We start from the raw sequence: 25,508 nt of genomic DNA on the forward strand, positions 1-25,508 counted from the left end.
TTACTTACCCGCCTGCCAGCGGGTTTGTTTTTTTATGCCTCGACAGTTTCGTCGAAGCTCTCAAAGTCAGCGCTGAACTCGCTCATAAAGCGGAACTCATCGCCTTTCTGGTACATCGCCCAGAATTTCTGATCAGCTGCTGAGAGTTGACTCCCTTCTCGCAACCGACGGTCTAAATTGACCCAACGCTTGTAGCGCGCTCTGGGGTCATCATTTCTTATGATTTGTGCTGCAGGCTCTTGTGGCTGTTGGAACTCGGCTTGGAATGTAGCCAGATCCTGTTTTTGTTCGTCAGTTAGTTGTGGCTGCGGTATGTGTCGGCCTAGTTCTGGCGCTGGGCGAAGTGGTCTGACCACTTTCGGGTTGGCGACTTCAGGCTGTGGCTGCAAAGGCAGGCGACTTGCCACTTCCATTGCATCCATCGCGACTTCGGCTTTCGCTGCCAGCTTGGTGGCCTTGATAAAGCGAGTGCGATGCTTGTTGAAGCTTCGAGCCGCTTCAGTATCACCAAACCCAGTAGCTTCAATACATTGCGCCTCACCGATATAGCGATTATCTAAGGTGTAGGCATAGACGATTTCATGCAGCGCTTGAGGGTCAAAACGAACGGTAATCTTCTGGCCTGCAAAGTCGAGCAACGCTGGCGCGTGGTAGCGGTTTTTGCCTTGTCCTGTGGCTGATCCGGCATCAAGATTAAATGATCCATCTTTCTGCACTTTGATGGCTTCAGCCATCAGCAGCCACATGCGACGTTGTTCTTGGTTAGCTGTTTTGATAACGGCGGTTTGATAGCTTTCGGTGAAAGCTTGATCAAAACTTTTTGTGCCGTTGCAGATTTCAGTGCGTCGAGCCGGTTTGGCATTCCAAGCAATGATTTCTTGTTCCAGTACTGCTAGGAACGTTTCAATGGGTACCGCTTTTTTGGCGTAGTTTTCTGGCTTGGCCATTGGGTTTGGGCCGGTATAGGCACCTTCAAACTTAGGATGCTTGTCCAGATATTCACCAAGACCACCAACACCAAAGGCACGTTCGACAGGTTTAGCCTGACCGTGTCCTTTGCCGCCAATCACTGATGTCCAGTGCACTTTGATACCGAGCGTAGGGAATAGGCCGAGTGGATCATCTTCTTTTACGGTGAAGCGATAGCGGTTTTTAACGCCACCGGTCATCCATTTATTGGCTGCAGCGCGGGTGTTATCAATAGTGACGTGTTCGGGTATGCCGAACTGATCCACAACATCGCCAAAACTGGCTCGGATTGAGTCGGTGTTTTCTGATTCATCGACGCGGTAAGCCAGTATTTTGCGGCTGTAGACGTCCTGCCAGAACCACGTTTTCATGCGCGTTACATCGCCATTTGGCAATAGAACAAACACGTTGTGTTGGTAGCCATCACCATTGATCCACTCAAGCGCATGTAGCTCTTGGACTGTTCGCTGTTGGGCAGGAAACAGTTTGATCAAACCGGCTTCACCTTCACGTAGATAAACGCGGGTTGCCAGCGGTATGGCTTTGATGCGACGTTCCAGTGTTTTTTTGCTGGGGATTTTCCAGCCTTGTTCGGCTGCAGTACGTTGTAGTCGGTAGTAACAGGCTTCGAACTCTGGCTGCTCCAGGCGAAGGTAATCGGCTTTGTAAAATTCCCAAGCCTCAGTATCCATATCTGCTGTGACCGTTCGGCCAACAAAGCCGGGTACCAGCGCGGCTAACCAGTCTTGACGAGCATAGAATTTCACCCCTTTCTTGCTCTTGGTACCGTGATACCAGCCTTGCATGGTGCGTTCACTAATGTCGTTTTGATCAGCCACCAGTAAGAAGGCATTCTTAAGTGTGGCGCCACCGTTTTCTGTCAGAGCCATGACCTGCAAAAGCAGGTTGAGTTTGTTCTGAGCTGCGTCCTTTTGTTTTTGTGGCTTGTTGTCATAGTGCTGCCATAATGCTTGAGGATCGTAGCTAAATTCAGTGCTTTCCGAGCTGCTCTTAACTGGGGTCGGCAGGTGTTGTTTTATCAACGCGGCCTGAGTTTCTACTGGCAGGCTGGAAAGGTGGTATTCATTTGCTGATCCACCTCTTACTTTTACTTGCCTTGTATTCCAGCCTTGTTTTGAGGCCTGCTGATTAACGCCACGCTTGTACTTTGGAAGACCTGGTTTGTTTGCTAATTCAGTTGCTGTGAACCATTCCCTGTTTTGTTCAGTCATCTTCACCGCCCTCAAAATCTAGACCTGGCTGACTCTGAGAGATAACATTTTCTCTGTGGTATGCCACGCCAGCTAACAGTCGAGTGAGCGCTGAAGTAAGGATATCTACCGACTCACCCTCACGATAAAACTTGATTAGCAAACTCATTGCATCTGCAGAAAGCTGCTGTAGTTCGGCTAAACCTAGTTCATCCACTTTTTTCCCTGTGGGGATTTGAATCATCAGCTTGTTACTTCGGTAACCCAGATATTGGGTGACATAATCCATCTCACAGATATGCTCATATGCCGGGATAAAACTGACTGGCATATCACCAGTAGAGAGCCATTTGTATAAGCGGTCTTCACTGACAGCCATCAGTTCAGCGATAGCTGGAACAGTTAGCCTTTTGAACTGTCTGGCGTACTCTTTATTAAGCCGCAGCGCGTCTTTTATATTGTTCGGCTGGATGCGTTTCCAAGCCACCTTACTTTTTGGAATTCTCATCACAACACCACTTCCAAATTTATTGATTGTTGCGGCAGTACTGCACGGGATAGGCTGGTTCTGCGTTTTAACCAAACAGGAGATAACAAAGTGAAAACAACCAGACCAGCACCCGTCAGTGCCGCGTATTTACACGGGCAGAATGATGGATTCATCATCATTTCATCGACCATGCTTTTATCCGAGCTATCAGCTTTTTTAAAAGCATTGAAAGTTGACAAATCGGACATACGTGAACCGGACAATTCAGAGGAACTTCCACAACTCGCTGAGACTGTTGCTTGGCAAGTTGTTGAAAACGTATTGCCGCCTTCATCCGCGACGCTTTGTAAGCAGATTGGCGATCTGGATCACCAAACCCAGGAGAAACTGGCATTCCGTCTTTATCAACTAAAAAGTTTGATTGCGACGTTGAAGCGCACTCATCCAGCCGATACTTACCTTGTGCCGCCGAACTGGAATCGCCGTTGGTTTGAACTGCTTTGTGGGCGCGTGCTTTTTGCGGATGTAAGTGCTCTTGATGCGGATAGTTATCAACCATGATTAGGCGCTCTCAGCAAGACCGGCTTCTGCCAGACGCGCTTTTGCTTGATCAATTTTGGCTTGGCGATCAGTTTTTACATCAGACTGATAGCGGGGAATATCCGGAAAAACTGCTGCAATATCTTTCTCGATTAGCACGGATATTGATCGTGCAACTCTTAAACTTTCCGCTCGTCTTGCACAAACATTCATTACATGCTGATGAGTGCAACCAATTACTTCACCAGCGACTAACCAAGAAAGACCTTTGGCTTTCAATGCTTGATGTATTTGCTTGTAGTTCATTGTTACAATCCGTAATTAAATATATAAGCGTTTACATAAATGCAAACAAAACATAACACCTGCAAAAATTATGTACACATAAAATAACATTGTCAAGGGCTTGTAATGGAATCATTAGTTTACATTGGCGGCAGAATACTAGAGGAGCGTAAGCGTCTACGCTTAACCCAGCAGGATGTTGCTGACTTTGTTGGAATCACAAGGCAGTCACAAGCCAAATATGAAAAAGGTGAACGTAGCCCTGATGCTATTTATTTAGAAAAAATATTAGGGCTTGGGTTTAATTCGTATTACGTGCTGACGGGGAACGAAACCTTTCCAACTCGATCCCACTTAGATGTTGATGATAATTCATCATCAACACATAGAAATTCAAACGAATCAGAAACTTATGAAAAGCGGGATCGAAAATCTAAAGTGGGGCAAGTCGATCCCACTTCCAACGAAGAAGTGGGATCGAGCATCAAAGACTATTCAGCAGGAACTGGTAGCATTATGGAAACATTCGCCCACATCCCACTGTTTGATGTAAAAGCATCAGCTGGCAACGGTTATGTCATTCACGAGGAAGAGGAAACTGATGCACTTATATTCAAAAAAGAATGGATATATAACGAGCTACACAGCAGCCCAGCTAATTTATATCTGATTTATGTAGAAGGTGAGAGCATGGAGCCTGCATTGCGTCCAGGCGACGTTATACTCGTTGATCACACTGACAACGTTGCTAAACGTGACGGCATCTATGTAATCAGAATGGGTGAGTCATTACTAGTTAAACGGCTACAGCGCCTACCAAGTCAGCGGTTAAAGGTTACCAGTGATAATCCAGCTTATGAGCCTTTTGAGATATCACTGGATTTTGATTTGCAGAACGAGCTTTCGATTATTGGGCGAGTTGTTTGGAGTGGTCGTCGTCACTAATGAGCTTGATCGCAATTCATGTGTCTAAATGTTTACTATATTTAAAATGATCGCGATCCATAATTAATTATTAAATAAGCTTTAAATGTTACTCAAACCCTCATTATTAAAAGCTTCTTCCCATTTAAAACCATTAAATCCCGTTATATCCCGTCTTACTTAATCCATCTGTCCTCATTCACCCAGCCTGTTCAACTTAGACCAGCTCAACTAAATTATCATAAGCGAAATTCGCGCGTGATAAGTCATTTCACCGCTATCTCATACAGCAGTGGCATGATACGCCCTTCCCTCCTCATCTAGACTTGAAGAACAGAGCCGGTTATTCTTCCTGTTCGCGGCTGCATTGTTTTTTTTATGCAGGTCTGAAAATCGCCTAGAGACAAACCCTACATGACCATAGCTAAAAACACGGCCACTTCTAAAGAAAACGCTTTTTCTCTGGCACTTTGGCGTTGGCATTTCTATGCCGGCTTACTGGTCATCCCCTTTCTACTAGCTCTGGCGGGAAGTGGACTGCTCATGCTGTTAAGTAAACCCATAGACAGTATGTTGATGTCGGATATGACTCAGGTTAGTCCTGAGGGCACGATCTTACCAGCATCTAAGCAGCTTTCTACCGTACAGCAACAGTTTCCCCAATCTCATGTGAAACTCTATATCCCGCCGTCTGACGCTACCCATTCAGCACAATTTTCATTGGTATCACACCATGGTGGTGGCCATTCCGGGGGGCATGGCGCACCGAGTACCACGGCCTATTTAAATCCATATAACGGCGAGCTACTGGGTGAGCATGATTCCAGCACGACACTCTATGCGAGTATCAAGACATTCCATGGCAAACTTTATCTGGGCGATCTCGGTGATAGTCTGATTGAAATTGCAGCCGGACTGGCGATACTGATGGTGCTGACTGGCATTTATCTGGCATTGCAACGACACGGCTGGCGAGACATGCTGCCACGAACCAGCCTGATGAACCGAACTGACTGGCGTCGTCTACACAGTTTTATTGGCCTGATCATGGCCATTCCTTTATTGTTCTTACTGCTTTCAGGCTTATCATGGACTAATATCTGGGGTGGAAAACTTACCCAAGCCTGGAGCTCGGTACCGAGTACAACTTTTGTTGCCCCAGAAGCTAAAGAAACCCATGAAAGTATGAACCATGAGGGCATGGAGCACGTCCCTTGGGCACTGGAGCAAACCCCCATGCCACAATCAGAAATGACTTCTGATATGCACGGAGACATCACCTTGGACCAGGTGCTCCAGATTGCTAATGAACAAGGCTTTGATAACTTCCGGGTTCACCTTCCTGCCAATGCAAACAGTGTATGGACAATCTCAGCAACCACGATGGCCGGTGATATAACTAACCCGAATCAAGAACGCACGCTGCACCTTGATCGACATACCGGCGCTGTTCTTGCCGATCTTCGGTTTGCTGACTACCCACTGATGGGCAAGGCAATGACAGCTGGTATTCCATTACATCAGGGTGATCTTGGTCTGTGGAATCTGCTGCTTAACCTGATTATCTGTGCTTTTACCGTTAGCATGATTGTCGGTGGTCTCATGATGTGGTTAAAACGCCGACCGAAAAAGACGCCCGCTTTAGCACCGCCCCCTGCTCATCCATCAGCCAATAAGGCTGTTGTGGTACTGATGCTGATTGTCGCTTTGTGCTTTCCTCTCTCAGCTGTTGCTATTGCCGCGATCATCAGCATTGACTTGCTACTGATTTCAAGAGTAGAAAAACTCCGAGTTATATTCAAGTAACACTAGACAGTGAGGCAGGCATGCTACTGTGTGCCACCTTATTGTTTGTGTGTTCACTGGTTTCTTCGCATTATGTGTAGATAACGCGTGAGTCGGTTTAACAAGATCGTTAACGGTTCCAGAAACGGCAATATATTTGACCTGCTCATGAATACAGTGACCGGCTACAAGACGTTGCGTGTCTGTCACGCGCAGATTAAGCTTGAGTAGTAGTACCTGACTGTTTAACGATTTCCTGTCCTACCGCTTTTGTTTACTACCGGAACCGCAAAGATGACTTCTATACCCAAGAAAATCATGCTCTTGCGTCACGCCAAGGCCGAGCCAGAAGCCGCGCGTGGTGATCATGAACGTGCACTCACCGTAGCGGGTCGGCAGGACGCTGAGAATCTCGGCCAGCATCTTCGTGATGTAAAGCTGATACCACAATCTATTTATTGCTCTAGCGCCAATCGTGCTATGCAAACCGCGAATATAATCTGTGAACAACTGTTAATTGATCCCAGCCAAATTACGACTCGCGAAACACTTTACCTTGCTAATACCGATCTATTTTTGTCTCTATTGCAGGGACTCAATAATCGTATCCGCTGCGTTATGATAGTGGGACATAACCCTACATTGGAAACAGTAGTTGCATCGCTGTGTAATGATTTAGCCTCTGATCCAGCTAGAGATATACATCTATCACCAGCCAGTTTGGTTGTGCTCGAGTTTGATGGTGATTGGAGTTCGCTCAATCGTCACAGTTGTTTCACCAAACAAGTCATACACGGAAAACAGCTCTAATAGAGTCTGACAATATGAAACGCCGCGCCATCAAGGCATTGCCGTCCATACTGTTAACTGAACTTAAACAGATTAAGCGCTGGCGTAAAATAGCGATTAAAGGTCATGATCCCGAAGGCGTTCATCAGCTTCGCGTCAGCCTAAGGCGTATGCGAACTGCTTTTACTGTTTTTACTCCAGTACTGCAACCTGACTACCGTCAACACTGGCGCCGAAAACTCAAATATCTGGCTAAACTGCTTGATAAGGCAAGAGATCTAGATGTCTTTCTGGAGACTCATTACCCTGATTCAAGCACGGACTCAGCACTCGAGCATTTGCTGCAAAGCCAGAAAAAACAGCAGCATGAGAGTCTGGCTAAACAGCTGCAGTCCAAGTCATTCAATAAGCCCTGCCGTAAACTCAAAAAACAGCTTAAAAATAGCCAATGGGCCAGCCTGCATGGTCAACATCTTTCGATTTTGACATCCAGCCTTGCACAACAGCAATTACAACAACATTATGACCGTGTCCTAGAACTGCAGTCAGGTTTGGACTTGAACGATGAAATAATGCTGCACCAGTTACGTATCCGTATCAAGCAACTACGCTATGGCTGTGAATTATTGGCACCGATATTACAAAGCACTAATACCGGGTTCATAACCGCAATGAAAGCACTACAGGACGATCTGGGACTGATTCATGATGCTTCTGTACAGCAAACTATGCTGACTAGTCTGCCTGATCAAACTCAGCATGAATTCATGCTGATTCTCAGTGCAACAAAAAATACCAGCCAACAACTTAAGTCCACTCTAGAAACAAGCTTAGAGACATTTACTCAGCTTGCCTTACCCTGGGATGGCATCAGGAAGGAGTCAGAATCTGACTGAGTGAGAATTTGTCGACGACCAAGTCGGCTAGGGTATATTTGTCAAACACGTGGTAAAGCGCTTGCTGCGACTCATTTAATATTGCAATCAGACGACACACCGACATAATGCAACAATCACCCTCACCATTCACACACGGTAATAAACCCGCTTTGCCTTCTGTTTTTCTGAAGAGATCGCCCAAACTTATCTCCGTAGGTGTTTTATTTAATCGCATTCCGCCACCTTTACCTCGGATCGTTTTTATATAAGCTTGCTGTCCAAGATAATGCACAACTTTGGTGAGATGGTTTTCTGAAATTTTGTAAGTATCCGCTATATTGGCAATCGTCACCACATGGTCTTGGTTTAACGCCAGATACATTAAAACTCGCACCGAATAATCAGAAAAGCGGGAAAGATGCATAATGATCAGAAATCGGAATCTAAGACCTGAGTCACTGCATCAGTAAATAAGCCAATACGAGATTGGTTATCAACAAAAGCAATGATAGAGATCGCCAAAAACCGACCGGGTTTCGTTGTAACAGCGGCAGTTGGTCTTCACGCAAAAAATCAGGGTTAGGTTTAACCAAGTCCGATTCAAACTCAGACAAGGCCTCATAACGCGACTCAGGACTGACTTGAACAGATTTACGAACGGCTTTATCAACCCAGTGCGGAATATCGCTAATATATTCACTGATAGGACGGTAATTTAAGCGGTTGATGCCGCGTTGCTCACGCGCTTTAGCAAGCTTTTCTCCGTAAGGCAGTTTACCTGTCAGCATCTGATACACGATACAGCCTAAGGCAAACTGATCCGATTGCGTCATCCCGGGCCGTCCAAGCAAATATTCAGGGGCGGTATAATGTTTTGTACCAAGTAATTCGCGGCGCTCAACAGGAGTTGATATATCAGCGATTCCGGCAATCTTGGTTGAGCCAAAGTCGATAATTTTCAACACCCCATCGTGAGAAATCATGATATTGCCGGGTTTCAGATCCTGATGCAGCATATCCAGCCGATGAAAAGCGCGCAGCCCAGACACAATTTGTGGCACCAGCTCACGTACCGTTTTCAAATCTAACGTGCCTACATCATCCAACCACTGTTCAAGCGTTTTGCCATCCACATACTCAAGCACATAGTAAAGAAAGCGACGTGGGCGTTTCTGCTCAACGGTACGAATAACATGCGGACTCACAATACGGCGGCCTATCCATTCTTCAAGTTGAAACCGCTCCAAATAGGCCGGATCATCTTCAAAATTGACCGAGGGCGTTTTTAAGACAACTTTTTCACCAGTGTCAGTATCAACGGCCAAATAAAGCTGACTGGTCGAACTGGCGTGAATCTCTCGCGTAACCCGATAACCGTCCAAAATAACGCCTTCGTATAACTCAGGCGGGAAAGGTAATGCGGTTAACTGTGCAAACACCTCATTGGCATCTTGGCTTGGTAACTGCTCCACCAGCAGGATCTGACAACTCACATTGTCTTTACTGCCCTCAGCGATAGCCAGATCACACATCTTTTGTGAAAAAGCATCAAGATCAGCATCATGCTCTTTGAACAATAACTTGAGCCGTTTGTCGCTGATAACATCATGAATACCATCTGTGGTTAGGAGAAACCTGTCGCCCTCTTCCACGGTCAATGATTTGTAATCAATGTCGAGACAATAATCGACGCCAAAGGCTCGACCTAAGTATTCTTGCTCGGCATCAATGCGAATACGATGGTCAGTGGTTAATTGCTCTAACTCACCGTCTCGAAATAGATAGATCCGTGAATCACCCACATGAAAAAGGTGAGCGGTTGTCGACTTAATCACAATTGCACTAAATGTGCTGGCAAGGCCTCTGGAGGCATCTTTATACTGACTACTTTGACCATGTAGCCAAGTATTAATCGCTGTTAGCACCTTACCGCCAGACTGTTTTACAGACCAAGTGTCCGGTGTACTGAAATAATCGGCGATAAACCCAGTGACACAAGCCTGACTGGCTTGCTTGCCTTCGGCACTGCTACTAATACCATCAGCCAAAGCACAAGCAATGCCCTTGGTTTCAAGCAAAGCTAGGTTGCCGGGCACAGAAAAACCAATCGAGTCCTGATTTTCAGCTTTTATGCCTTTATCAGAGTATTGGCCAACGGTGACCTTTAACCTAGCTACCATCGCAAAACCTTTGCTTAGTGGACGTCAATCATTTGCACTGTACCGTCTGGCAGAATTTCAGCCATCTGGCCACGCGGCTCGTCCATAAACTGTACCGCAATCAGCGCAATAACGGCTGTTCCTGCAATAACAAAAAAGAATGTCTGAGCAGACACTAACGATAAGACTGTCAGGAAAGTCACCGCACCCACATTACCATAAGCACCCGCCATACCAGCGATTTGACCAGTCAGGCGACGTTGTACTAAGGGTACAACAGCAAACACAGCACCTTCACCCGCTTGCACAAAAAATGAACACGCCATGGTTGCCAGTACAGCAAACACCAGGAACCATTCCGGTGTAATCATCCCCAGCACAACATAACCAATCGCCAAGCCAGTGATACAAATCGTTAATGTTTTCTTCCGCCCTAGACGGTCACTGAATAAGCCACCCATTGGACGAGATACCAGATTCATAAACGCAAAGCCCGATGCTAATAAACCCGCTTGTACCGCGCTGATATCAAATGTGTCACTGAAATACAAAGGCAACATTGAAACAACCGCCAGCTCAGAACCGAAGGTAGCCAGGTAGGCTAAGTCCAAGACAGCGACTTGCTTAAAGCTATAACGGTGAATTTCAGGCACCTCTTTTATAAACACCTCTTTGTTGACTTGATAGATGTGATAAACCTGATACAAAAACAATGCGACTAAACCGACATAAATGGCATAGGCAATATTTTGTGATAACAGCTCAACCCCTGCTGGTGACAGTTTCCATGCCAACAACGCTAAGGCAGCATAAAGTGGCACAGTCATAACAATATAGAGAAAGAAATCACCTTTACTGGTTACCTCCATCGCTCCGGATTTCTTCGGTTTGAAGTAGGTTGACCCTTTCGGCGTATCAGACACGGTGTTGTAGTAAATGAAGGCATAAACCAAAGCAACAGCACCGGTTGTCGCAATCGCGTAACGCCAGCCGTGTTCACCACCAAACAGCAAGGCAAGTGTTGGCAAACTCATGGCCGCCGCGGCCGAACCAAAGTTACCCCAGCCACCGTAAATGCCCTCTGCCAGGCCGACTTGTTTTGCCGGGAACCACTCTGAAATCATGCGGATACCAATCACGAAACCGGCCCCCACAAAACCCAGCATGAAACGCGCCACTGCCATTTGTTCAAAGCTATCCGCAATAGCAAAGAAAAAACAGATAAAACTGGAAATACCCAGCAACATGCTGAACATGATTTTAGGGCCGTATTTATCGACCAGCATTCCCACCACTATTCGTGCTGGAATAGTTAATGCGACATTTAAAATGAGGAGTGTTTTGACCTGCTGATCATCGAGACCCAGCGTATCGCGGATGGCAACCATCAATGGTGCATGGTTAAACCAGACCACAAAAGTAATAAAAAAAGCCATCCAGGTCAGATGGAGCGTACGAATATTGCCGCTGAAGGACAGTAGGTTTAGTTTTTGACTAGACATGAGTTCAGTTCTCTCTTTAGAACACCTTACCAACATTGGTTCGGCTTCTAAGTGCTGGAATCATGCCAGTTCTGTAAGTGACTGTTTTACTGGGTTTTGCTAAGAATTAATAGGTATTTCAGGCACCGGTTTACGTCAACATTGGTGCAGAACCGCACTGTAAAAGTGCAGTTTAGTCGAGAGATAAATCTTCATCTGGCCAATCTAAATCGCAACAAAACACCATCGTTTTATTATCAAGCTGCACAGCGTGGGATACCGTGATACACATATGCGATCCGGCAACGGATAGATAGGGACGGCTGATTTGGGATACACCCGGATTTTGCATAGCTCGGTAATGATAATGTCGGTGCGACCAGTTTGCATTGTCACCAGAAAGCAATGGCGTAAAGCGAATATCCAGTTTTTCTGTGTATTTAGGTGAATAAAGACTCTTACCGATCTGGTAGCCATTCTCATCCAGCAGAAAACACCGGACAACCCGTTCATCTTCGAATAGTTTGTGGCCACATTGATCAAAGACTTTATTTTCTTCAAAAAAACGAACCTCAGCATCATAACGTTCGCGAAAGTCATAAAAATGCTGCTGCAATTTACGATTGTACTGGCTGCGAACATTTTGCTGTTGGTGTAATAAGGCATCCATCTTGTCGGCAAAGCCTTTATCGCTGACGATGTCTGCTGAAGGCATGGCAAAGTAAAAGCCCTGTACCATATCGGCATTACTGGAAATGGCCACCATGGCTTCTTGTTCTGTTTCAACCCCCTCAATAATGGCTAGACTGCCTGCTTCATGGATAAGAGAAACAATACCGGTTAGGATGCGTTCTATCTTTAATGACTTGGCGGCCTGTTTTACTAGACTGCGATCCAATTTCACTAAGTCTGGTTGTAACTCCCAGATTCGATCAAAATTAGAGTGCCCCGCGCCGAAGTCGTCAATCGCAATCAGGCAGCCTAATTCTCTGAAATGGTGAATCAGGTGTTTTAGATACTCTCGATCGTCAATCTCACTTTCCAAAATCTCAATCACAATACGCCTTGCGCCTAGGCCACTCTGTGCCATTAACTGACGCATGAAACCTGCATCGGGACGTTCCGAAACCAGACACTGTGAATTTAAGTTAAGAAATAACCAACTATCGGGTTCTTGTTGCTCCGCAAAATTGCGGGCATGTAATAATCGGCAAGTACGATCTAACTCAAGGTGTTGTTTCGTCGATTCAGGGCGCTGAAATATTTGCAACGGCGACACTTGACTACCCTCAATATCGTGGGCACGTACGAGCCCCTCATAACCCACCGGCTTACGATGTGCGATACTAAATATGGGTTGAAAAACAGACGACAGCGATAATCCAGCAAACTGCGCAGCGAAGTATTCGTCGTTATATGAAATATCACACATACCTAAATCTGGCCTCACAGATACTTGTGCGCGTCTAATTAACATAAACCTTTCCCCAGATTAGTACATGCCGGTTATGAATTTTTTGTGATGAAACACACACCACAAACGAGGGAGAGAGGCCTTACCCCATATATCGGTAAGGCCTTGTTCAACTTTAGGCTACCTTGCGAGCATGACGCGCATGCAGGAAGTGAATGACTTCCGAGCGGTAATGGTTGTAATCCCCATTATCAGCGAGTTCTAAGCGTTTACGTGGACGAGGCAACTTCACATCCATTACTTCACCAATCGATGCAGCGGGGCCATTGGTCATCATGACAATTTTGTCTGATAGTAAAACCGCCTCATCAACATCATGCGTAATCATAATGACAGTATTGTTCAGTTCAGCCTGAATCTCCATCAACGAATCCTGCAAGTGAGCACGCGTCAGTGCATCCAGTGCGCCAAACGGCTCGTCCATCAATAACACTTTCGGTTCCATTGATAAGGCACGGGCAATGCCAATACGCTGTTTCATGCCTCCCGAAATCTCTGAGGGCAATTTATGCATGGCATGACTCATATGCACCAAACTCAGGTTATGTTCGATCCAGTCTTTCATTTCCTGCTTTGAACGCTTGCCACCAAATACAGACTTAACTGCCAGCTCCACATTCTGATAACAGGTCAGCCATGGAAATAAAGAATGGTTCTGAAACACAATGGCACGATCAGGGCCAGGGTCATTGACTTCACGCCCCTCCAAAATCACACCACCTTCTGTTGCCTGATATAAACCACCGACAATATTCATAACGGTTGATTTACCACAGCCTGAGTGACCAATAATGCTGACAAACTCGCCCTTATCAATTTTAAGGTTAACGTTGTCGAGAGCACGAAATGGGCCGTTAGGTGTTGGAAAGTCGATACTGACGTGATCGATATTAAGGTATTTATCCATGATAGTGTCCTAGCGAATCGTTGCGTTTTTGTCGTATGAAAAGAACTTCTGGAAACTCAGCGTAATGCGATCCAGAATGAAGCCGACGATACCGATAGTCAGTACCGCTACCATGATGCGACTGAGCGACTCTGAGCTGCCATTTTGGAACTCATCCCAAACAAACTTACCCAAGCCCGGGTTTTGCGCTAGCATCTCGGCGGCAATCAATACCATCCAGCCGATACCTAGGGAGATTCTGAGTCCGGTAAAAATCATCGGAATAGATGCAGGAATGACCACCTTATAAATGGTCGTCAGATAATTCAGGCGTAAAACGCGTGCAACATTGATAAGATCTTTATCTATCGAAGACACGCCCACCGCGGTGTTGATCAAGGTGGGCCACAATGAGCACAACATAACCGTGATCGCTGAGGTGACAAACGATTTTGCAAACAAGGGATTGTCGGACACATACAAAGCACTGACGACCATCGTGACAATCGGTAACCAGGCAAGCGGTGAGACCGGTTTAAAAATCTGAATCAGTGGGTTTATAGCCGAATACAAAGTATTGCTCAGCCCGGCGACGATACCAATTGGAATGGCGATCACACTCGCTAATAAAAAGCCGACAAATACCGTGGCAAGACTGGTCAGAATTTGATCAAAAAAGGTTTCCTTACCAGTGTAAGGACGGATAGTCACGTCAGCATCAGGATTTTTTTCCAGCTTAATGGCATTACGTTTTTCCTGCCGTTCAATAAATGCCTGCTCACGCTCACGTTCTTCATAATGCTCATCCACCAATACAGTGGTTTGTTCCCACACCTGCGTTGGGCCGGGTACTTGCCCTAGACTGGTAATAATTTTGGCCGCCCCCATGTGCCATAACAGCAGGAAAACAACAATCGCGAAGAGTGGTACACCGACCATCTTCGCCAGATCCTGCAACTGGGCTTTAGGCGAGTCCCCCGTCCCCAATTTCACTAGTGGAATAAACCAGTTAAAACCAGTTAATTCCAGAAAATAAATTAGTTTATCTTTCATTTTCGCTCTTTATTTTAGGGTCGAAACAATCAACCTGCCTGCCATAACAGGCAGGTTGAACTACATTGCTTCTATAATTTACTCAACGATTTCTTCGCCTTTCAGACCAATCGGAAATTGCTCCAGATAAGCATTCGGCTTAGTACCATCAAACGTAATGTTGTCGATGAACTCTGTTTGTGGTGCTTTGTAACCGGTTTCTGTATCAAAATCAGGGAAATCTGCTGCATCCAGCTTACCTTCAGCAATCAGCTCTTTCGCTGCCACTTCATAGATATCAGGACGGTAAACTTTCTTCGCAATATCCATGTACCAGCTATCTGCTTTAGGTTCAGCAATCTGTCCCCAACGACGCATCTGTGTCAGATACCAGGTGGCATCACTGTAGTAAGGGTATGTGGCGTTGTAACGGAAGAATACGTTGAAATCTGGCACTTCACGCTTGTCGCCTTTTTCGTACTCAAACGTACCTGTCATGCTGTTAGCGATAACGTCATAATCCGCACCGACATAATTACTTTGTGACAAGATTTCTACAGCTTCAGGACGGTTGGCATTGTTATTTTCATCAAGCCAATGTGCTGCACGAATTAAGGCTTTAACAACTGCAATGTGAGTGTTGGGGTTTTCTTCAGCCCATGATTTGCTGACGCCAAACACTTTTTCAGGGTTGTTTTTCCAGATCTCATAGTCGGTAATAACCGGCACACCAATGCCTTTAAACACAGCTTGTTGGTTCCACGGCTCACCGACGCAATAGCCATAAATAGTGCCGGCTTCCATTGTAGAAGGCATTTGTGGTGGCGGCGTCACTGAGAGCATCGCATCGGCTTGCAGTTGACCACTCACATCGCCTTTATGTGGTGCGTAATACCCCGGGTGAATCCCTCCCGCGGCCAGCCAGTAACGTAATTCATAATTATGTGTTGATACCGGGAACACCATGCCCATATTAAAAGGCTTGCCTTCCGCTTTATAAGATTCGACAACAGGTTTCAGCGCTTCAGCACTGATTGGATGCACTGGTTTGCCGTCTTCACCTTTTGGAATATTGGGTTTCATTTGTTCCCAGATATCATTGGAGACGGTAATGCCATTACCATTTAGATCCATGCTAAACGCAGTGATAATATCTGCTTTTGTACCAAAGCCAATTGTGGCTCCAAGCGGCTGACCAGCCAGCATATGAGCCCCATCTAAAGTGCCGTCGATAACGCCATCAAGTAACACTTTCCAGTTAGCTTGCGCTTCTAAGGTGACATAGAGGCCTTCGTCTTCAAAAAAGAACTTTTCATAGGCAATCGCTAGTGGCGCCATATCGGTCAATTTAATAAAACCAAATTTCAGATCAGGTTTTTCAACCTCACCTGGTGCAGCATATGCCGTCGTTGCTGACATCAAACCGGTACTCAATACCAGACTTGCTGCAGCTAATGTTTTCACCATCTTACGACGTGTGATTGATAAAGGATTTTTGTGCATTATCTGCTCCCAAATTTTGTCCAAAAAAAAGGCGTCCTTGCTGAGCATTTTGCTCATCAAGGACGCCTTTATCCGTATTCAAATTTTTTAAGGTTACCCGTCGTTGGGTTGTGACTCAGAGAGTAGTTAGCAGTTAATATGCCAACAAAATACCTAAATTAACTTGTGTTATTTATCAGCAGCTTAATATTGACTATGAGATTTTCTGCATATCAAATCCTGCACAACTTTAGTGTGACACGTGCCTAAATCGCACAGCACTGGTGCATGTCAATTAAAGCGTTTTTTTCGGCTCGAGTAAGTTTGCCGTTGCCAGAATATTCTGTGCCAGCTGAGCTAAACGCATGTTCTGATTCATTGCTGAACTGCGTAAAAGACGATAGGCCTCATCTTCAGTGCACTGACGCTGCTCCATGATTAAGCCTTTTGCCCGGTCAATCACTTTGCGATCAGCGAGTGATGTTTTTAAATCCTTCAATTGCGTTTTCATCGACTGATATTGCTTGAACCGCAGTAATGCCGTTCGTAAGATAGGTTGCACCCGATCTTCACGGAAACCATCCACAATATAGGCACTGACACCCGCCTCGATGGCCTGTTCAATCGCATCATCACGATCATCATGGGTAAAGATAACGATAGGCATCGGAAACTGTTCATTAATCACTTTAAACTTACTCAGCACTTGATTATCACTGGTATCCATAATCGCGATAATAAGTTGTGGCTCTTCACTCCATTTGAGTGATAAAAGCTGTTGTAAAGTACTGCCTTCAAAAATAATTTTGTATTCCGTCGTAGCTAACGCTTCACTCAGTTTGGCCGTCAGCAACGGTTGCTCACTAATCACTATAGTATTAATGACGTTATCGATAGTCGTGGAATTCATAGCAACGGTGCTCATATCATTCTTGTGTGTTGTTGAGAGGCATAGTGGATGATGATGCCAAACACTTTTAGCACCTCATCAATGGCCCGCGTTGAGATATTGAAATAATCATTGGTGTCGATCTGCAAACGCCCTTCTTTGAGTACTTGCTTTTCTACCAGGTCGACTAACTTACTAACACTATCGTTAATGGCCTTTGCAGCAGCCTGTAAAGTGGTGTGCAAATCATCGTTTTTAATACTGTTAATCTCTTTCAACAGCTCACGTGTCGTATTTTGTACCGAGATCCGTAAGAAATCGATGATGATTCTATCCGCCCCTTCACACGTACCGTGAGCACAAATACCAGAACCGATCGCCCGGGTTTGTCCAACTGTTTCGGCTACACGTAGAGTGTCCAGACAGACTTCTGAAACGCGTGTGCAACGATCCAGCATCATGCGATGTAAATCATGATCGCGCATCACATCATCTAGTAAGGAAAGCTGGCCATCAATCATTAAACTGTGCTGACGCACCAGGTTATGTGATTTAAGATCACCTGCTAATGCATGCTTCTTGAGCCGTGGCCAATGCTCTGCAAATGACTCCCATTGAGGAAATCTTTGCAGCAATCTGCTATCAGTACTGTTGATCAGGCGCTCTATATCACTCTGCAAATTCACTAGTTGAGGTTTGAGCTTTGCATTACCCTGATTGATCGCATTACTCGTGCCACGGTGCTTCTGGCAGCTATCAATAATACGTTTCAGATGAACGGTTAATACGATGCCTTGCTCAATACGCTTTTGTTCTTGCTTTCTTAGCAAGGCAAGGCGATTGAACAAAAACAGCAGACCTATAACGGTGACACCACCGATAAACATCGGATACATCTTTGCTCTCCAATGACGTTGACGTTGCCTGACTAATTAATCCCAAGCCGCCAAAAAACCAGCCATGATGCCCAACGGTGAAATCATGACCATAAACACTAATTTCACCAACTCTTTCAGCAGATACATTAAATCAATCAAATACCCCATAACAGCCTCCTGCAAGTTAGTTACACAAATGATTTTGCATAAGCTGTGCCAAGTGTTTTATGTATACATTTCAACACCTTACAAAGCTAAGGGTATTTATCAGTGCTACATCTTGGTGTCTCGGTTGGCCTGTTGAACGATTGTGGTGCATATTTCGACTGTGGCTCAAACAAAAAAGCCGGGCTAAGCCCGGCTTTTTTAAGAAGGTGGATAACGATTAAAACTTAACCTGACCCCAAAGCCAGAATTTCTCGGTATCGACACCGCCAAATTCTTCATCAGCATTGTAGTCAGCATATTTCACACCTAGGGTGTAATGCTTATTGAAGGTTTTCGCCAGCATGATATCGAACTCATCACCGGCATCGAGACTGCCTTCATCAGTTTCAAAATCATGATAAACCGCGACCAGTTTCGCTCCCATAACATTACCAACAAGCGTGACGTAAGTATCTTCAAGCCCTGCTGCCGGAGTGTTCAAGAAATTATCTGCCCAACCTTGATACGCATGGTTGGTTCCAAGTGGTGTGCGAAAACTGAAAGTACCATCACCTTCTTGTGTTTCATGTGACAGTTTTAATAACCAGCCTTTGTATTTACCACCTAACTCGACTAGGGAATAGTCTTGCTGATCCATTTCACCATCAGCATAATCATCCTGTGTTGCATACTCGGCTGTGTAGACAACTTTAAAGTCATCATTAATAGCTTGTGCGCCAGCCAGTCTTACACCATAAGTGGCACGTGAATATGCTGAGTCATCCACTGAATCTTCGTAATCCAGAAGATAGGCATAGCCTTCCAAATTACCAATTGGCAGACCACTGTATTGTGCATTAAATAAGTGGCTATCCATATGGATTTCACCATCATCCACCATCAATGCAGCCAAATTGCCATCATCACCAAAAATGGTCTGGACTTTGTCTATATAGGCATAGCTTAATGTGGTATCAGGCAATGATTTATTGACTATGCTTAATGCATCAAACGTCTGCCAGTTCTGACGCCAGCCCACTGTACCGATGTAACGGTGGAACGGCGCATCGCGAAAGGTAATGATTTGACGACCAAACTTAAATGTCGTGTCAAAGTTGTTGTAAGCCAAATACGCTTGATTGACTTCGGTCCCTTCTGGATCGGCGACAATCGAATAGCCTGGTTCGCCATTTGTGCCGGCAGCGTTAAATTTATCTGATCCCAAATGCGAGACATCCTCAAACTCAACAAAACCACTGAAACCATGGAAAGCGCCTGTTTTATAGCCTAACGTGGTGCGCAAGGTAAACGCATCAGCATCATCTAACGCATTATCTTGCTGCACAGTCTCATAACGCGCTCTGGCAGAAAAGCTAACCTTACCGCCAGTCAGTGCTTCCATAAACGCATCCTCAGCCTGGGCGGTTGCGGGTACAAATGCAAAACTACTCAGACCAGTGGCGATCAGTGTTAATGCGGTAAGTTTTTTCAGTTGTGGCATGTTTTATCCTCATAAAAAAAGCCACGATCTGGTGTCCAGATCATGGCCTCGTTACCTTGGTTAAATGAATTAGTTTTTATAGATGTATGGCTGCGTCGTTGCAGAGTCACTGACTAGTAATTAGCAACCATAATGCCAATTTCATAACACGTTGATTTTATTTTGCTTTATACATATTTATTACAAAACCATGACTGAAATGCACCAATTGAATACTTATTTAATGGTGATGTGCACTACTTCGGGCCACTGAATTAGTGACCGAGTAGCTTTTTCAATTCAGGAATGCACGAGCCACAGTTGGTGCCGGCATTCAATTTGTTGCCAATCTCATCCACCGACGTAAGCTTGCCGACTGCAATGGCCTCTTTTAAGGTGTTTTCACCCACACCAAAACATGAACACACAATGGCACCGCAGTCCTTCTGCCCTTTACCTGGTTGACCAACCAACAGGCTATAACGCTCTTCGTCTGTCAGGCTAGGCGAGGTAAATAATTGTGATAACCACGAACGTGCCGGTAAATCATGGTCAGGCGCAACAAAAACAACGCCTTCCAAACGGTTACCAACAATAATCCCGGCGCGGTAGCGCCCTGCTTTTTTATCAATAAAATCTAGCCATTCGCCATTTGTGCCTAAATGCTTTTGTGCCCAAACATCCGGATGTTGGATTTCTTGTTCACCGGCAATTTCATAACGCCAGAATTGCCCACCGCGGACTTTCACCCAGTAGTTAGCATCTTTGACTGATATTGGGTGGCGCGACAAAATAAAGCCATGCCAGACCGGTTGATACGGTCTGATTTTGACTGGCGTATGCTTTGACTCAGGTTGCCCTGAAATCGGATCGACAACAGCCGCCACTAAGGCATCTACCCGCGCCAGAGAAGCTGATTGATTACTCCAGTGAATCGGTACAAACACACTGCCAGGTCTTTGTTCGTCAGTGATAACCACCCGAACAATCATCTTCCCAAGCTTGCTGCTGACTTGTGCTAAAGCGCCATCAACCAACCCCCAGTTTTGAGCATCTACCGGATGGATTTGTACCATGGGTTCGGGAATATGCGCATTGAGCCTTACCGCCCGCCCCGTCCGTGTCATCGTATGCCATTGATCACGAATCCTGCCGGTGTTTAGCACCAACGGATAGTCATCTGATGTTTTATTTTCTGGTAACTTCGGCTCAATCGGCACCATTCTGGCTTTACCGTTTGGCGTAAAAAATTGGTAATCCGTAAATAATCGTGCCGTGCCTGCTGGCGCATTGTCACTGACTGGCCACTGAATAGGAGCCAGTTTTTCATAGGCTTCGTCACTTATCTCCGCTAAACCGCTTAAATCAAAATCACGGCTGCCATTGTTTTCAAATGCAGACAAGCGAGCGTGTTCACGAAACACATCAACGGGCTTTTCAAATGGAAATGCCTTTTCAAATCCCATTTTTCTGGCAACTTGTGTGATGATCCACCAATCAGGTCTGGCTTCACCGGGTGCTATTAAAAATTGACGCTGATGGCTAATACGTCTCTCAGAGTTAGTGACCGTCCCGTCTTTTTCACCCCAAGCGGCAGCTGGCAACAAGATATCAGCCAGCTCAGTGGTATCCGTGTTGCTCTCACATTCCGAAACCACCACCAGCTCACATTGTTCTAAAGCGGCTTTTACTTTATCGGCATCAGGCAAGCTGACGACGGGGTTCGTTGCCATGATCCAGACCGCTTTGATTTTACCCTCACCCACATCATTAAATAAATCTACCGCTTTGGCACCATTTTCTGTTGCCAGGCGGTCAGTTTCCCAAAAGCGGGAAACACGATCATGATGCTCGGGGTTGGTAATTTCCATATGGGCGGCAAGCTGATTACTCAAACCACCCACCTCACGGCCCCCCATCGCATTAGGCTGGCCGGTCATTGAAAATGGCCCCATTGCCGGTTTACCCAAACGCCCTGTGGCTAAATGGCAATTAATTATGCTGTTGCTTTTATCTGTTCCTGATGTGGACTGGTTAACGCCTTGTGAATACAAGGTAATCACTTTTTCAGTGGAAGCAAATAACTGATAAAACTTAATAATGTCTTGTTCTGGTAACTCGGTTACCGCTGACACTTGGGGAATGTTACCTGCTGATGTTTTTGCTGCTTTCAAGGCGGCCGAAAAACCTTCGGTATGCTGCTCAAGAAAATCAAGATCCAGATAATCTTCTTTTTTCAGGTAATTCAACAGACCGTTAAATAAACTGGCGTCGCTGCCTGGACGTAATGGCAAGTGCAGATCAGCTAAATCACAGGTCGCTGTTGTGCGTGGGTCGATGACCACCACTTTCATCTCAGGCCGATCTTCTTTGGCCTGTCTGATACGCTGGAAAATAACAGGGTGACACCAGGCAAGGTTCGAACCAGTAATCACTAATAAATCAGCTTGCTCCAGATCTTCATAACTGCATGGCACTGAGTCGCTACCAAAGGCGCGTTTGTAGCCCGCCACAGCAGATGACATACATAAGCGTGAGTTCGTATCAATATTGGCACTACCGATAAAGCCTTTCATGAGCTTATTCGCGGTGTAATAGTCTTCAGTCAGAATCTGACCTGAAACATAAAAGCCAATGGCGTTAGGCCCATGTTTTGCAATGATATCGTTAAACTTTCGGCTTACTGTGTTGAGTGCTTCATCCCAAGGCACACGCTTGCCATCAATTTTGGGGTGTAACAGTCTATTACCGTGGTCGACCGTTTCACCTAAAGCTGATCCCTTTGAACATAAACGTCCAAGGTTAGCCGGATGATTGCTATCGCCCTCAATGCTCACTGTGCCATCAGCTTGCGGTGTGGCCAGCACACCGCAGCCAACGCCGCAATAAGGACAGGTAGTCTGAATAGTTTGTTCTTTACCCAAAACAGATGACTCTTTAGTTATAGCGAAATGAAAACCACGCCGTCTTCGACTTTAGTGTCAAAGGTGCGCGTACAGCCTTCGTCCGGTCCTGTCGCTTCACCGCTTTCCATATCAATGACCCAGTTATGTAGGGGACAGGCAACACGTTTATCATAAACGATACCCTGTGATAGCGGGCCGTGTTTATGTGGACAACGGTCGAATAATGCAAACACTTCATCGCCTGCAGTTCTGAAAACGGCAACGTCACCATCTGGGGTCTCCAGTACGCGTGATCCTTTATTTGGAATATCGGCCAGTGGGCCAACTTCGGTCCAGCTCATGCTCACCTCTAGCTTACTTGTTTAATTGGAATGTAGTTTTCTTTGTACTTGGCCGCATGTTCTGCCCAAGGATCATTCTGGGAATTTTCTTGCGATTTATAGAAACGCTCAGCGAGACGCTTACGATTTTCTGCATCATCCACCACTAAGGCCTGAACGTGATTTAATCCGACACGTTCAATCCATGGTGCCGTCCGTTCCAGATAATGGCCTTCTTCACGATAGAGCTGCATATAAGCTGCGGTGTATTCCATCGCTTCTTCTTCTGTTGCCACTTTGCACAAGAAGTCAGTCGCACGTACTTTGATACCACCGTTCCCACCGACATGAAGCTCGTAACCTGAATCGACACACACCACACCAATATCTTTAATGGTGGCTTCGGCACAGTTACGCGGACAACCTGATACTGCGATCTTGAATTTATGTGGTGTCCAACTACCCCAGGTCATTTTTTCCAGTTTAATACCCAGGCCGGTAGAGTCTTGAGTACCAAAACGACACCACTCACTACCGACACAGGTTTTGACGGTACGCAGTGATTTACCATAAGCATGACCAGACACAAAACCGGCGTCACTTAGATCTGCCCACATTTTCGGCAAGTCGTCTTTTTTCACGCCCAACAAATCAATACGCTGGCCACCGGTAATTTTCACGGTGGGCACATCATACTTTTCTGAAATATCCGCAATGGCACGCAGTTCACCCGGGTTCGTTACCCCACCCCAGATTCTTGGCACCACAGAGTACGTACCATCTTTTTGAATGTTGGCATGTACACGTTCGTTAATGAAACGGGATTGTGGATCATCGACATACTCATTAGGCCAGCTGCTTAACATGTAATAGTTCAACGCTGGACGACAAGAATGACAGCCATCAGCATTTTTCCACTCTAACGCTTCCATCAACTGAGGAATGTTTTTCAGGTCCTGCGCTTTAATGGCGTTTTTGACTTCATCATGAGACAAATCAGTACAACCACACATGGCTTTTTTGCTTGGTGTATCGTTGAAATCTGTCCCCAGTGACGAAGCCAGAATTTGTTCTACCAGACCGGTACAAGAGCCGCACGACGCTGACGCTTTTGTATGTGCTTTAACTTCATCCAGAGTGAACAGGCTATGTTCGGCGATGGCTTTAGTGATATCGCCTTTGCAAACACCATTACAACCACAAATTTCGGCATCATCAGGCAAGTTATCTGTTGAGTTTGCAGCGCCGTGACCAGAGTCGCCCAAGTGATGTTGGCCAAACAGCATGTTTTCGCGGATATCAGAAACATCAGTTGCATCACGCATTAACTGGAAGTACCACGTACCGTCAACAGTATCGCCATACAGAACAACACCAATTAAGCGGTCATTCTTAATCACCAGCTTTTTGTAGACGTGGCGGGCGGCATCTTTGAATACTAAGTCTTCAGTCTCTTCATCGCCATTAAAGTCACCTGCTGAAAACAGATCAATACCGGTAACTTTTAATTTAGTTGATGTAACCGAGCTGATGTAACGGGCAATCCCCATTTTCGCCAGGTGGTTGGCACAGACTTTAGCTTGCTCAAACAATGGCGCCACTAAACCAAAGGTCTGATTACGATGCTGCACACACTCACCGACGGAATAGATAGTCGGGTCGAATGTCTGCATGGTGTCATCTACCACAATGCCGCGGTCACAGTGAATACCGGCAGAGTCTGCCAGTTCAACATTGGGACGAATACCTACTGCCATTACCACCAGATCGGCATCAATGTCACTGCCATCTTTAAAGTGTAATTTCTCAACGCGACCATCACCACTGATTGATTCCGTGGCATGATTCATTAAGAAGTTCAGACCTTTGCCTTTTAACTCTTCCAACATCAAGTCAGAAGCAGTCTCATCCAACTGCTGGTTCATCAACACGCCACTGATATGGACGACGGTAACGTCCATACCTTGCAGCATCAGACCATTTGCAGCTTCCAGTCCCAACAGACCACCACCGATAACGACCGCTTTCTTGTGGGTTTTGGATGTCGACAACATCTCATCGACGTCTTTGATATCTCGGAAACTAATGACACCCGGTAAGTCTGCCCCCGGAACCGGCAGCATAAAAGGTCGAGAACCGGTTGCCAGCAAGAGTCGATCATATTCTTCAACAGTGCCATCATCTGCAAGCACCTGACGATTAACACGATCAATCTTGGTAATTTTCTTACCTGCATGCAGTGTAATGTTATTGTCTTCGTACCATTGCATATCATTAATCATGATTTCATCAATGGTTTTTTCGCCTGCCAAAACAGGGGATAACATAATACGGTTGTAGTTGCCGTAAGGCTCTTCACCAAAAACAGTAATGTCGTATTTTTCGGGTGCTAACTTGAGTAGTTCTTCAAGTGTTCTGACCCCGGCCATCCCATTACCAATAAGGACTAATTTTTCTTTCATGGATCTCTCCGGTAATAACTATTTTAAGACTATGGCAATGA

General features: G+C 45.6%; 21 protein-coding genes. 5 read left to right on the forward strand and 16 right to left on the reverse strand.

All coding sequences use genetic code 11. The annotated features are described in order from the left end of the window. Positions 1-32 precede the first annotated feature (32 nt). Positions 33-2,201 (reverse strand): transposase domain-containing protein, encoded by a 2,169-nt coding sequence (locus MDMS009_RS05720; RefSeq protein ID WP_008290354.1) that lies wholly within the window; start codon positions 2,199-2,201, stop codon positions 33-35. Continuing rightward, positions 2,194-2,763, reverse strand: coding sequence for a hypothetical protein (locus MDMS009_RS05725; RefSeq protein ID WP_008290339.1), 570 nt, complete (start codon positions 2,761-2,763; stop codon positions 2,194-2,196). Before MDMS009_RS05725 ends, MDMS009_RS05720 begins: the two co-directional genes overlap by 8 nt. 15 nt (positions 2,764-2,778) lie before the next feature. Here MDMS009_RS05725 and MDMS009_RS05730 point away from each other — a divergent pair, with 15 nt between their 5' ends. Beyond that, the gene (locus MDMS009_RS05730) at positions 2,779-3,231 is read left to right on the forward strand and encodes a hypothetical protein (protein ID WP_008290335.1); all 453 of its coding nucleotides are present in this window, start codon (positions 2,779-2,781) and stop codon (positions 3,229-3,231) included. On the opposite strand, the gene MDMS009_RS05735 is transcribed toward MDMS009_RS05730, so the two are convergent. Next, positions 3,232-3,516, reverse strand: a complete 285-nt coding sequence (locus MDMS009_RS05735; protein ID WP_043887910.1) for a hypothetical protein — start codon at positions 3,514-3,516, stop codon at positions 3,232-3,234. A gap of 105 nt (positions 3,517-3,621) precedes the next feature. Between MDMS009_RS05735 and MDMS009_RS15785 the strand changes: the two genes are divergently transcribed. The 4 genes from MDMS009_RS15785 to MDMS009_RS05755 all read left to right on the forward strand — a co-directional run bounded on the left by MDMS009_RS15785 (position 3,622) and on the right by MDMS009_RS05755 (position 7,889). Next, positions 3,622-4,440 (forward strand): XRE family transcriptional regulator, encoded by an 819-nt coding sequence (locus MDMS009_RS15785; RefSeq protein WP_008290350.1) that lies wholly within the window; start codon positions 3,622-3,624, stop codon positions 4,438-4,440. Between the two features lie 393 nt (positions 4,441-4,833). Then, entirely contained in the window at positions 4,834-6,225 is a 1,392-nt protein-coding gene (locus MDMS009_RS05745; protein WP_008290756.1) for a PepSY-associated TM helix domain-containing protein, read from the forward strand. A gap of 273 nt (positions 6,226-6,498) precedes the next feature. Next, positions 6,499-7,014 carry a phosphohistidine phosphatase SixA gene (gene sixA / locus MDMS009_RS05750; RefSeq protein ID WP_081443601.1) on the forward strand — a complete coding sequence of 172 codons (516 nt, stop codon included), beginning with the start codon at positions 6,499-6,501 and terminating at the stop codon, positions 7,012-7,014. Positions 7,015-7,028: 14 nt separating this feature from the next. Further along, complete coding sequence (locus MDMS009_RS05755) at positions 7,029-7,889, forward strand: CHAD domain-containing protein (RefSeq protein WP_008290793.1); 861 nt, start codon at positions 7,029-7,031, stop codon at positions 7,887-7,889. Here MDMS009_RS05755 and MDMS009_RS05760 read toward each other — a convergent pair. The 13 genes from MDMS009_RS05760 to nirB form a co-directional block, all read right to left on the reverse strand. Further along, positions 7,864-8,295 carry an RrF2 family transcriptional regulator gene (locus MDMS009_RS05760; protein WP_043887981.1) on the reverse strand — a complete coding sequence of 144 codons (432 nt, stop codon included), beginning with the start codon at positions 8,293-8,295 and terminating at the stop codon, positions 7,864-7,866. The genes MDMS009_RS05755 and MDMS009_RS05760 overlap by 26 nt on opposite strands. Before the next feature lie 31 nt (positions 8,296-8,326). Continuing rightward, a complete protein-coding gene (locus MDMS009_RS05765) occupies positions 8,327-10,051 on the reverse strand; it encodes a bifunctional protein-serine/threonine kinase/phosphatase (RefSeq protein ID WP_008290765.1) in 1,725 nt (574 codons plus the stop codon). A gap of 14 nt (positions 10,052-10,065) precedes the next feature. After that, a complete protein-coding gene (locus tag MDMS009_RS05770) occupies positions 10,066-11,532 on the reverse strand; it encodes a NarK family nitrate/nitrite MFS transporter (RefSeq protein ID WP_008290739.1) in 1,467 nt (488 codons plus the stop codon). A 172-nt stretch (positions 11,533-11,704) separates the two neighbouring features. Then, a complete protein-coding gene (locus MDMS009_RS05775) occupies positions 11,705-12,988 on the reverse strand; it encodes an EAL domain-containing protein (RefSeq protein ID WP_237700485.1) in 1,284 nt (427 codons plus the stop codon). A gap of 112 nt (positions 12,989-13,100) precedes the next feature. Next, the gene (locus tag MDMS009_RS05780; protein WP_008290774.1) at positions 13,101-13,892 is read right to left on the reverse strand and encodes an ABC transporter ATP-binding protein; all 792 of its coding nucleotides are present in this window, start codon (positions 13,890-13,892) and stop codon (positions 13,101-13,103) included. Between the two features lie 9 nt (positions 13,893-13,901). Then, complete coding sequence (locus tag MDMS009_RS05785) at positions 13,902-14,924, reverse strand: ABC transporter permease (RefSeq protein ID WP_008290798.1); 1,023 nt, start codon at positions 14,922-14,924, stop codon at positions 13,902-13,904. 78 nt (positions 14,925-15,002) lie between these two features. Beyond that, complete coding sequence (locus MDMS009_RS05790) at positions 15,003-16,406, reverse strand: CmpA/NrtA family ABC transporter substrate-binding protein (RefSeq protein ID WP_043887997.1); 1,404 nt, start codon at positions 16,404-16,406, stop codon at positions 15,003-15,005. Between the two features lie 274 nt (positions 16,407-16,680). Next, on the reverse strand, positions 16,681-17,295 hold the full coding sequence (locus MDMS009_RS05795; RefSeq protein WP_008290758.1) for an ANTAR domain-containing response regulator: 615 nt from the start codon (positions 17,293-17,295) through the stop codon (positions 16,681-16,683). 11 nt (positions 17,296-17,306) lie between these two features. Next, positions 17,307-18,170, reverse strand: a complete 864-nt coding sequence (locus tag MDMS009_RS05800) for a hypothetical protein (protein ID WP_008290744.1) — start codon at positions 18,168-18,170, stop codon at positions 17,307-17,309. A gap of 367 nt (positions 18,171-18,537) precedes the next feature. Then, positions 18,538-19,800 carry a hypothetical protein gene (locus tag MDMS009_RS05805; RefSeq protein WP_008290776.1) on the reverse strand — a complete coding sequence of 421 codons (1,263 nt, stop codon included), beginning with the start codon at positions 19,798-19,800 and terminating at the stop codon, positions 18,538-18,540. 254 nt (positions 19,801-20,054) lie between these two features. Next, complete coding sequence (locus MDMS009_RS05810; protein WP_008290773.1) at positions 20,055-22,703, reverse strand: nitrate reductase; 2,649 nt, start codon at positions 22,701-22,703, stop codon at positions 20,055-20,057. Between the two features lie 17 nt (positions 22,704-22,720). Then, positions 22,721-23,026, reverse strand: coding sequence for a nitrite reductase small subunit NirD (gene nirD / locus MDMS009_RS05815; RefSeq protein ID WP_008290763.1), 306 nt, complete (start codon positions 23,024-23,026; stop codon positions 22,721-22,723). An 8-nt stretch (positions 23,027-23,034) separates the two neighbouring features. Beyond that, complete coding sequence (gene nirB, locus MDMS009_RS05820) at positions 23,035-25,467, reverse strand: nitrite reductase large subunit NirB (RefSeq protein ID WP_008290745.1); 2,433 nt, start codon at positions 25,465-25,467, stop codon at positions 23,035-23,037. Positions 25,468-25,508: the final 41 nt, after the last annotated feature.

The sequence above is a fragment of the Methylophaga thiooxydans DMS010 genome (assembly GCF_000156355.1).
Classification (GTDB): domain Bacteria; phylum Pseudomonadota; class Gammaproteobacteria; order Nitrosococcales; family Methylophagaceae; genus Methylophaga; species Methylophaga thiooxydans.

What these genes read in the sequence shown, in the direction of transcription:
- MDMS009_RS05720 (WP_008290354.1), bottom strand. Translation starts at nt 2,201, where the DNA reads ATGACTGAACAAAACAGGGAATGGTTCACAGCAACTGAATTAGCAAAC.
- MDMS009_RS05735 (WP_043887910.1), bottom strand. Translation starts at nt 3,516, where the DNA reads ATGAACTACAAGCAAATACATCAAGCATTGAAAGCCAAAGGTCTTTCT.
- MDMS009_RS15785 (WP_008290350.1), top strand. Translation starts at nt 3,622, where the DNA reads ATGGAATCATTAGTTTACATTGGCGGCAGAATACTAGAGGAGCGTAAG.
- MDMS009_RS05745 (WP_008290756.1), top strand. Translation starts at nt 4,834, where the DNA reads ATGACCATAGCTAAAAACACGGCCACTTCTAAAGAAAACGCTTTTTCT.
- sixA (WP_081443601.1), top strand. Translation starts at nt 6,499, where the DNA reads ATGACTTCTATACCCAAGAAAATCATGCTCTTGCGTCACGCCAAGGCC.
- MDMS009_RS05755 (WP_008290793.1), top strand. Translation starts at nt 7,029, where the DNA reads ATGAAACGCCGCGCCATCAAGGCATTGCCGTCCATACTGTTAACTGAA.
- MDMS009_RS05760 (WP_043887981.1), bottom strand. Translation starts at nt 8,295, where the DNA reads ATGCATCTTTCCCGCTTTTCTGATTATTCGGTGCGAGTTTTAATGTAT.
- MDMS009_RS05765 (WP_008290765.1), bottom strand. Translation starts at nt 10,051, where the DNA reads ATGGTAGCTAGGTTAAAGGTCACCGTTGGCCAATACTCTGATAAAGGC.
- MDMS009_RS05770 (WP_008290739.1), bottom strand. Translation starts at nt 11,532, where the DNA reads ATGTCTAGTCAAAAACTAAACCTACTGTCCTTCAGCGGCAATATTCGT.
- MDMS009_RS05775 (WP_237700485.1), bottom strand. Translation starts at nt 12,988, where the DNA reads ATGTTAATTAGACGCGCACAAGTATCTGTGAGGCCAGATTTAGGTATG.
- MDMS009_RS05780 (WP_008290774.1), bottom strand. Translation starts at nt 13,892, where the DNA reads ATGGATAAATACCTTAATATCGATCACGTCAGTATCGACTTTCCAACA.
- MDMS009_RS05785 (WP_008290798.1), bottom strand. Translation starts at nt 14,924, where the DNA reads ATGAAAGATAAACTAATTTATTTTCTGGAATTAACTGGTTTTAACTGG.
- MDMS009_RS05790 (WP_043887997.1), bottom strand. Translation starts at nt 16,406, where the DNA reads ATGCACAAAAATCCTTTATCAATCACACGTCGTAAGATGGTGAAAACA.
- MDMS009_RS05795 (WP_008290758.1), bottom strand. Translation starts at nt 17,295, where the DNA reads ATGAATTCCACGACTATCGATAACGTCATTAATACTATAGTGATTAGT.
- MDMS009_RS05800 (WP_008290744.1), bottom strand. Translation starts at nt 18,170, where the DNA reads ATGTATCCGATGTTTATCGGTGGTGTCACCGTTATAGGTCTGCTGTTT.
- MDMS009_RS05805 (WP_008290776.1), bottom strand. Translation starts at nt 19,800, where the DNA reads ATGCCACAACTGAAAAAACTTACCGCATTAACACTGATCGCCACTGGT.
- nirD (WP_008290763.1), bottom strand. Translation starts at nt 23,026, where the DNA reads ATGAGCTGGACCGAAGTTGGCCCACTGGCCGATATTCCAAATAAAGGA.
- nirB (WP_008290745.1), bottom strand. Translation starts at nt 25,467, where the DNA reads ATGAAAGAAAAATTAGTCCTTATTGGTAATGGGATGGCCGGGGTCAGA.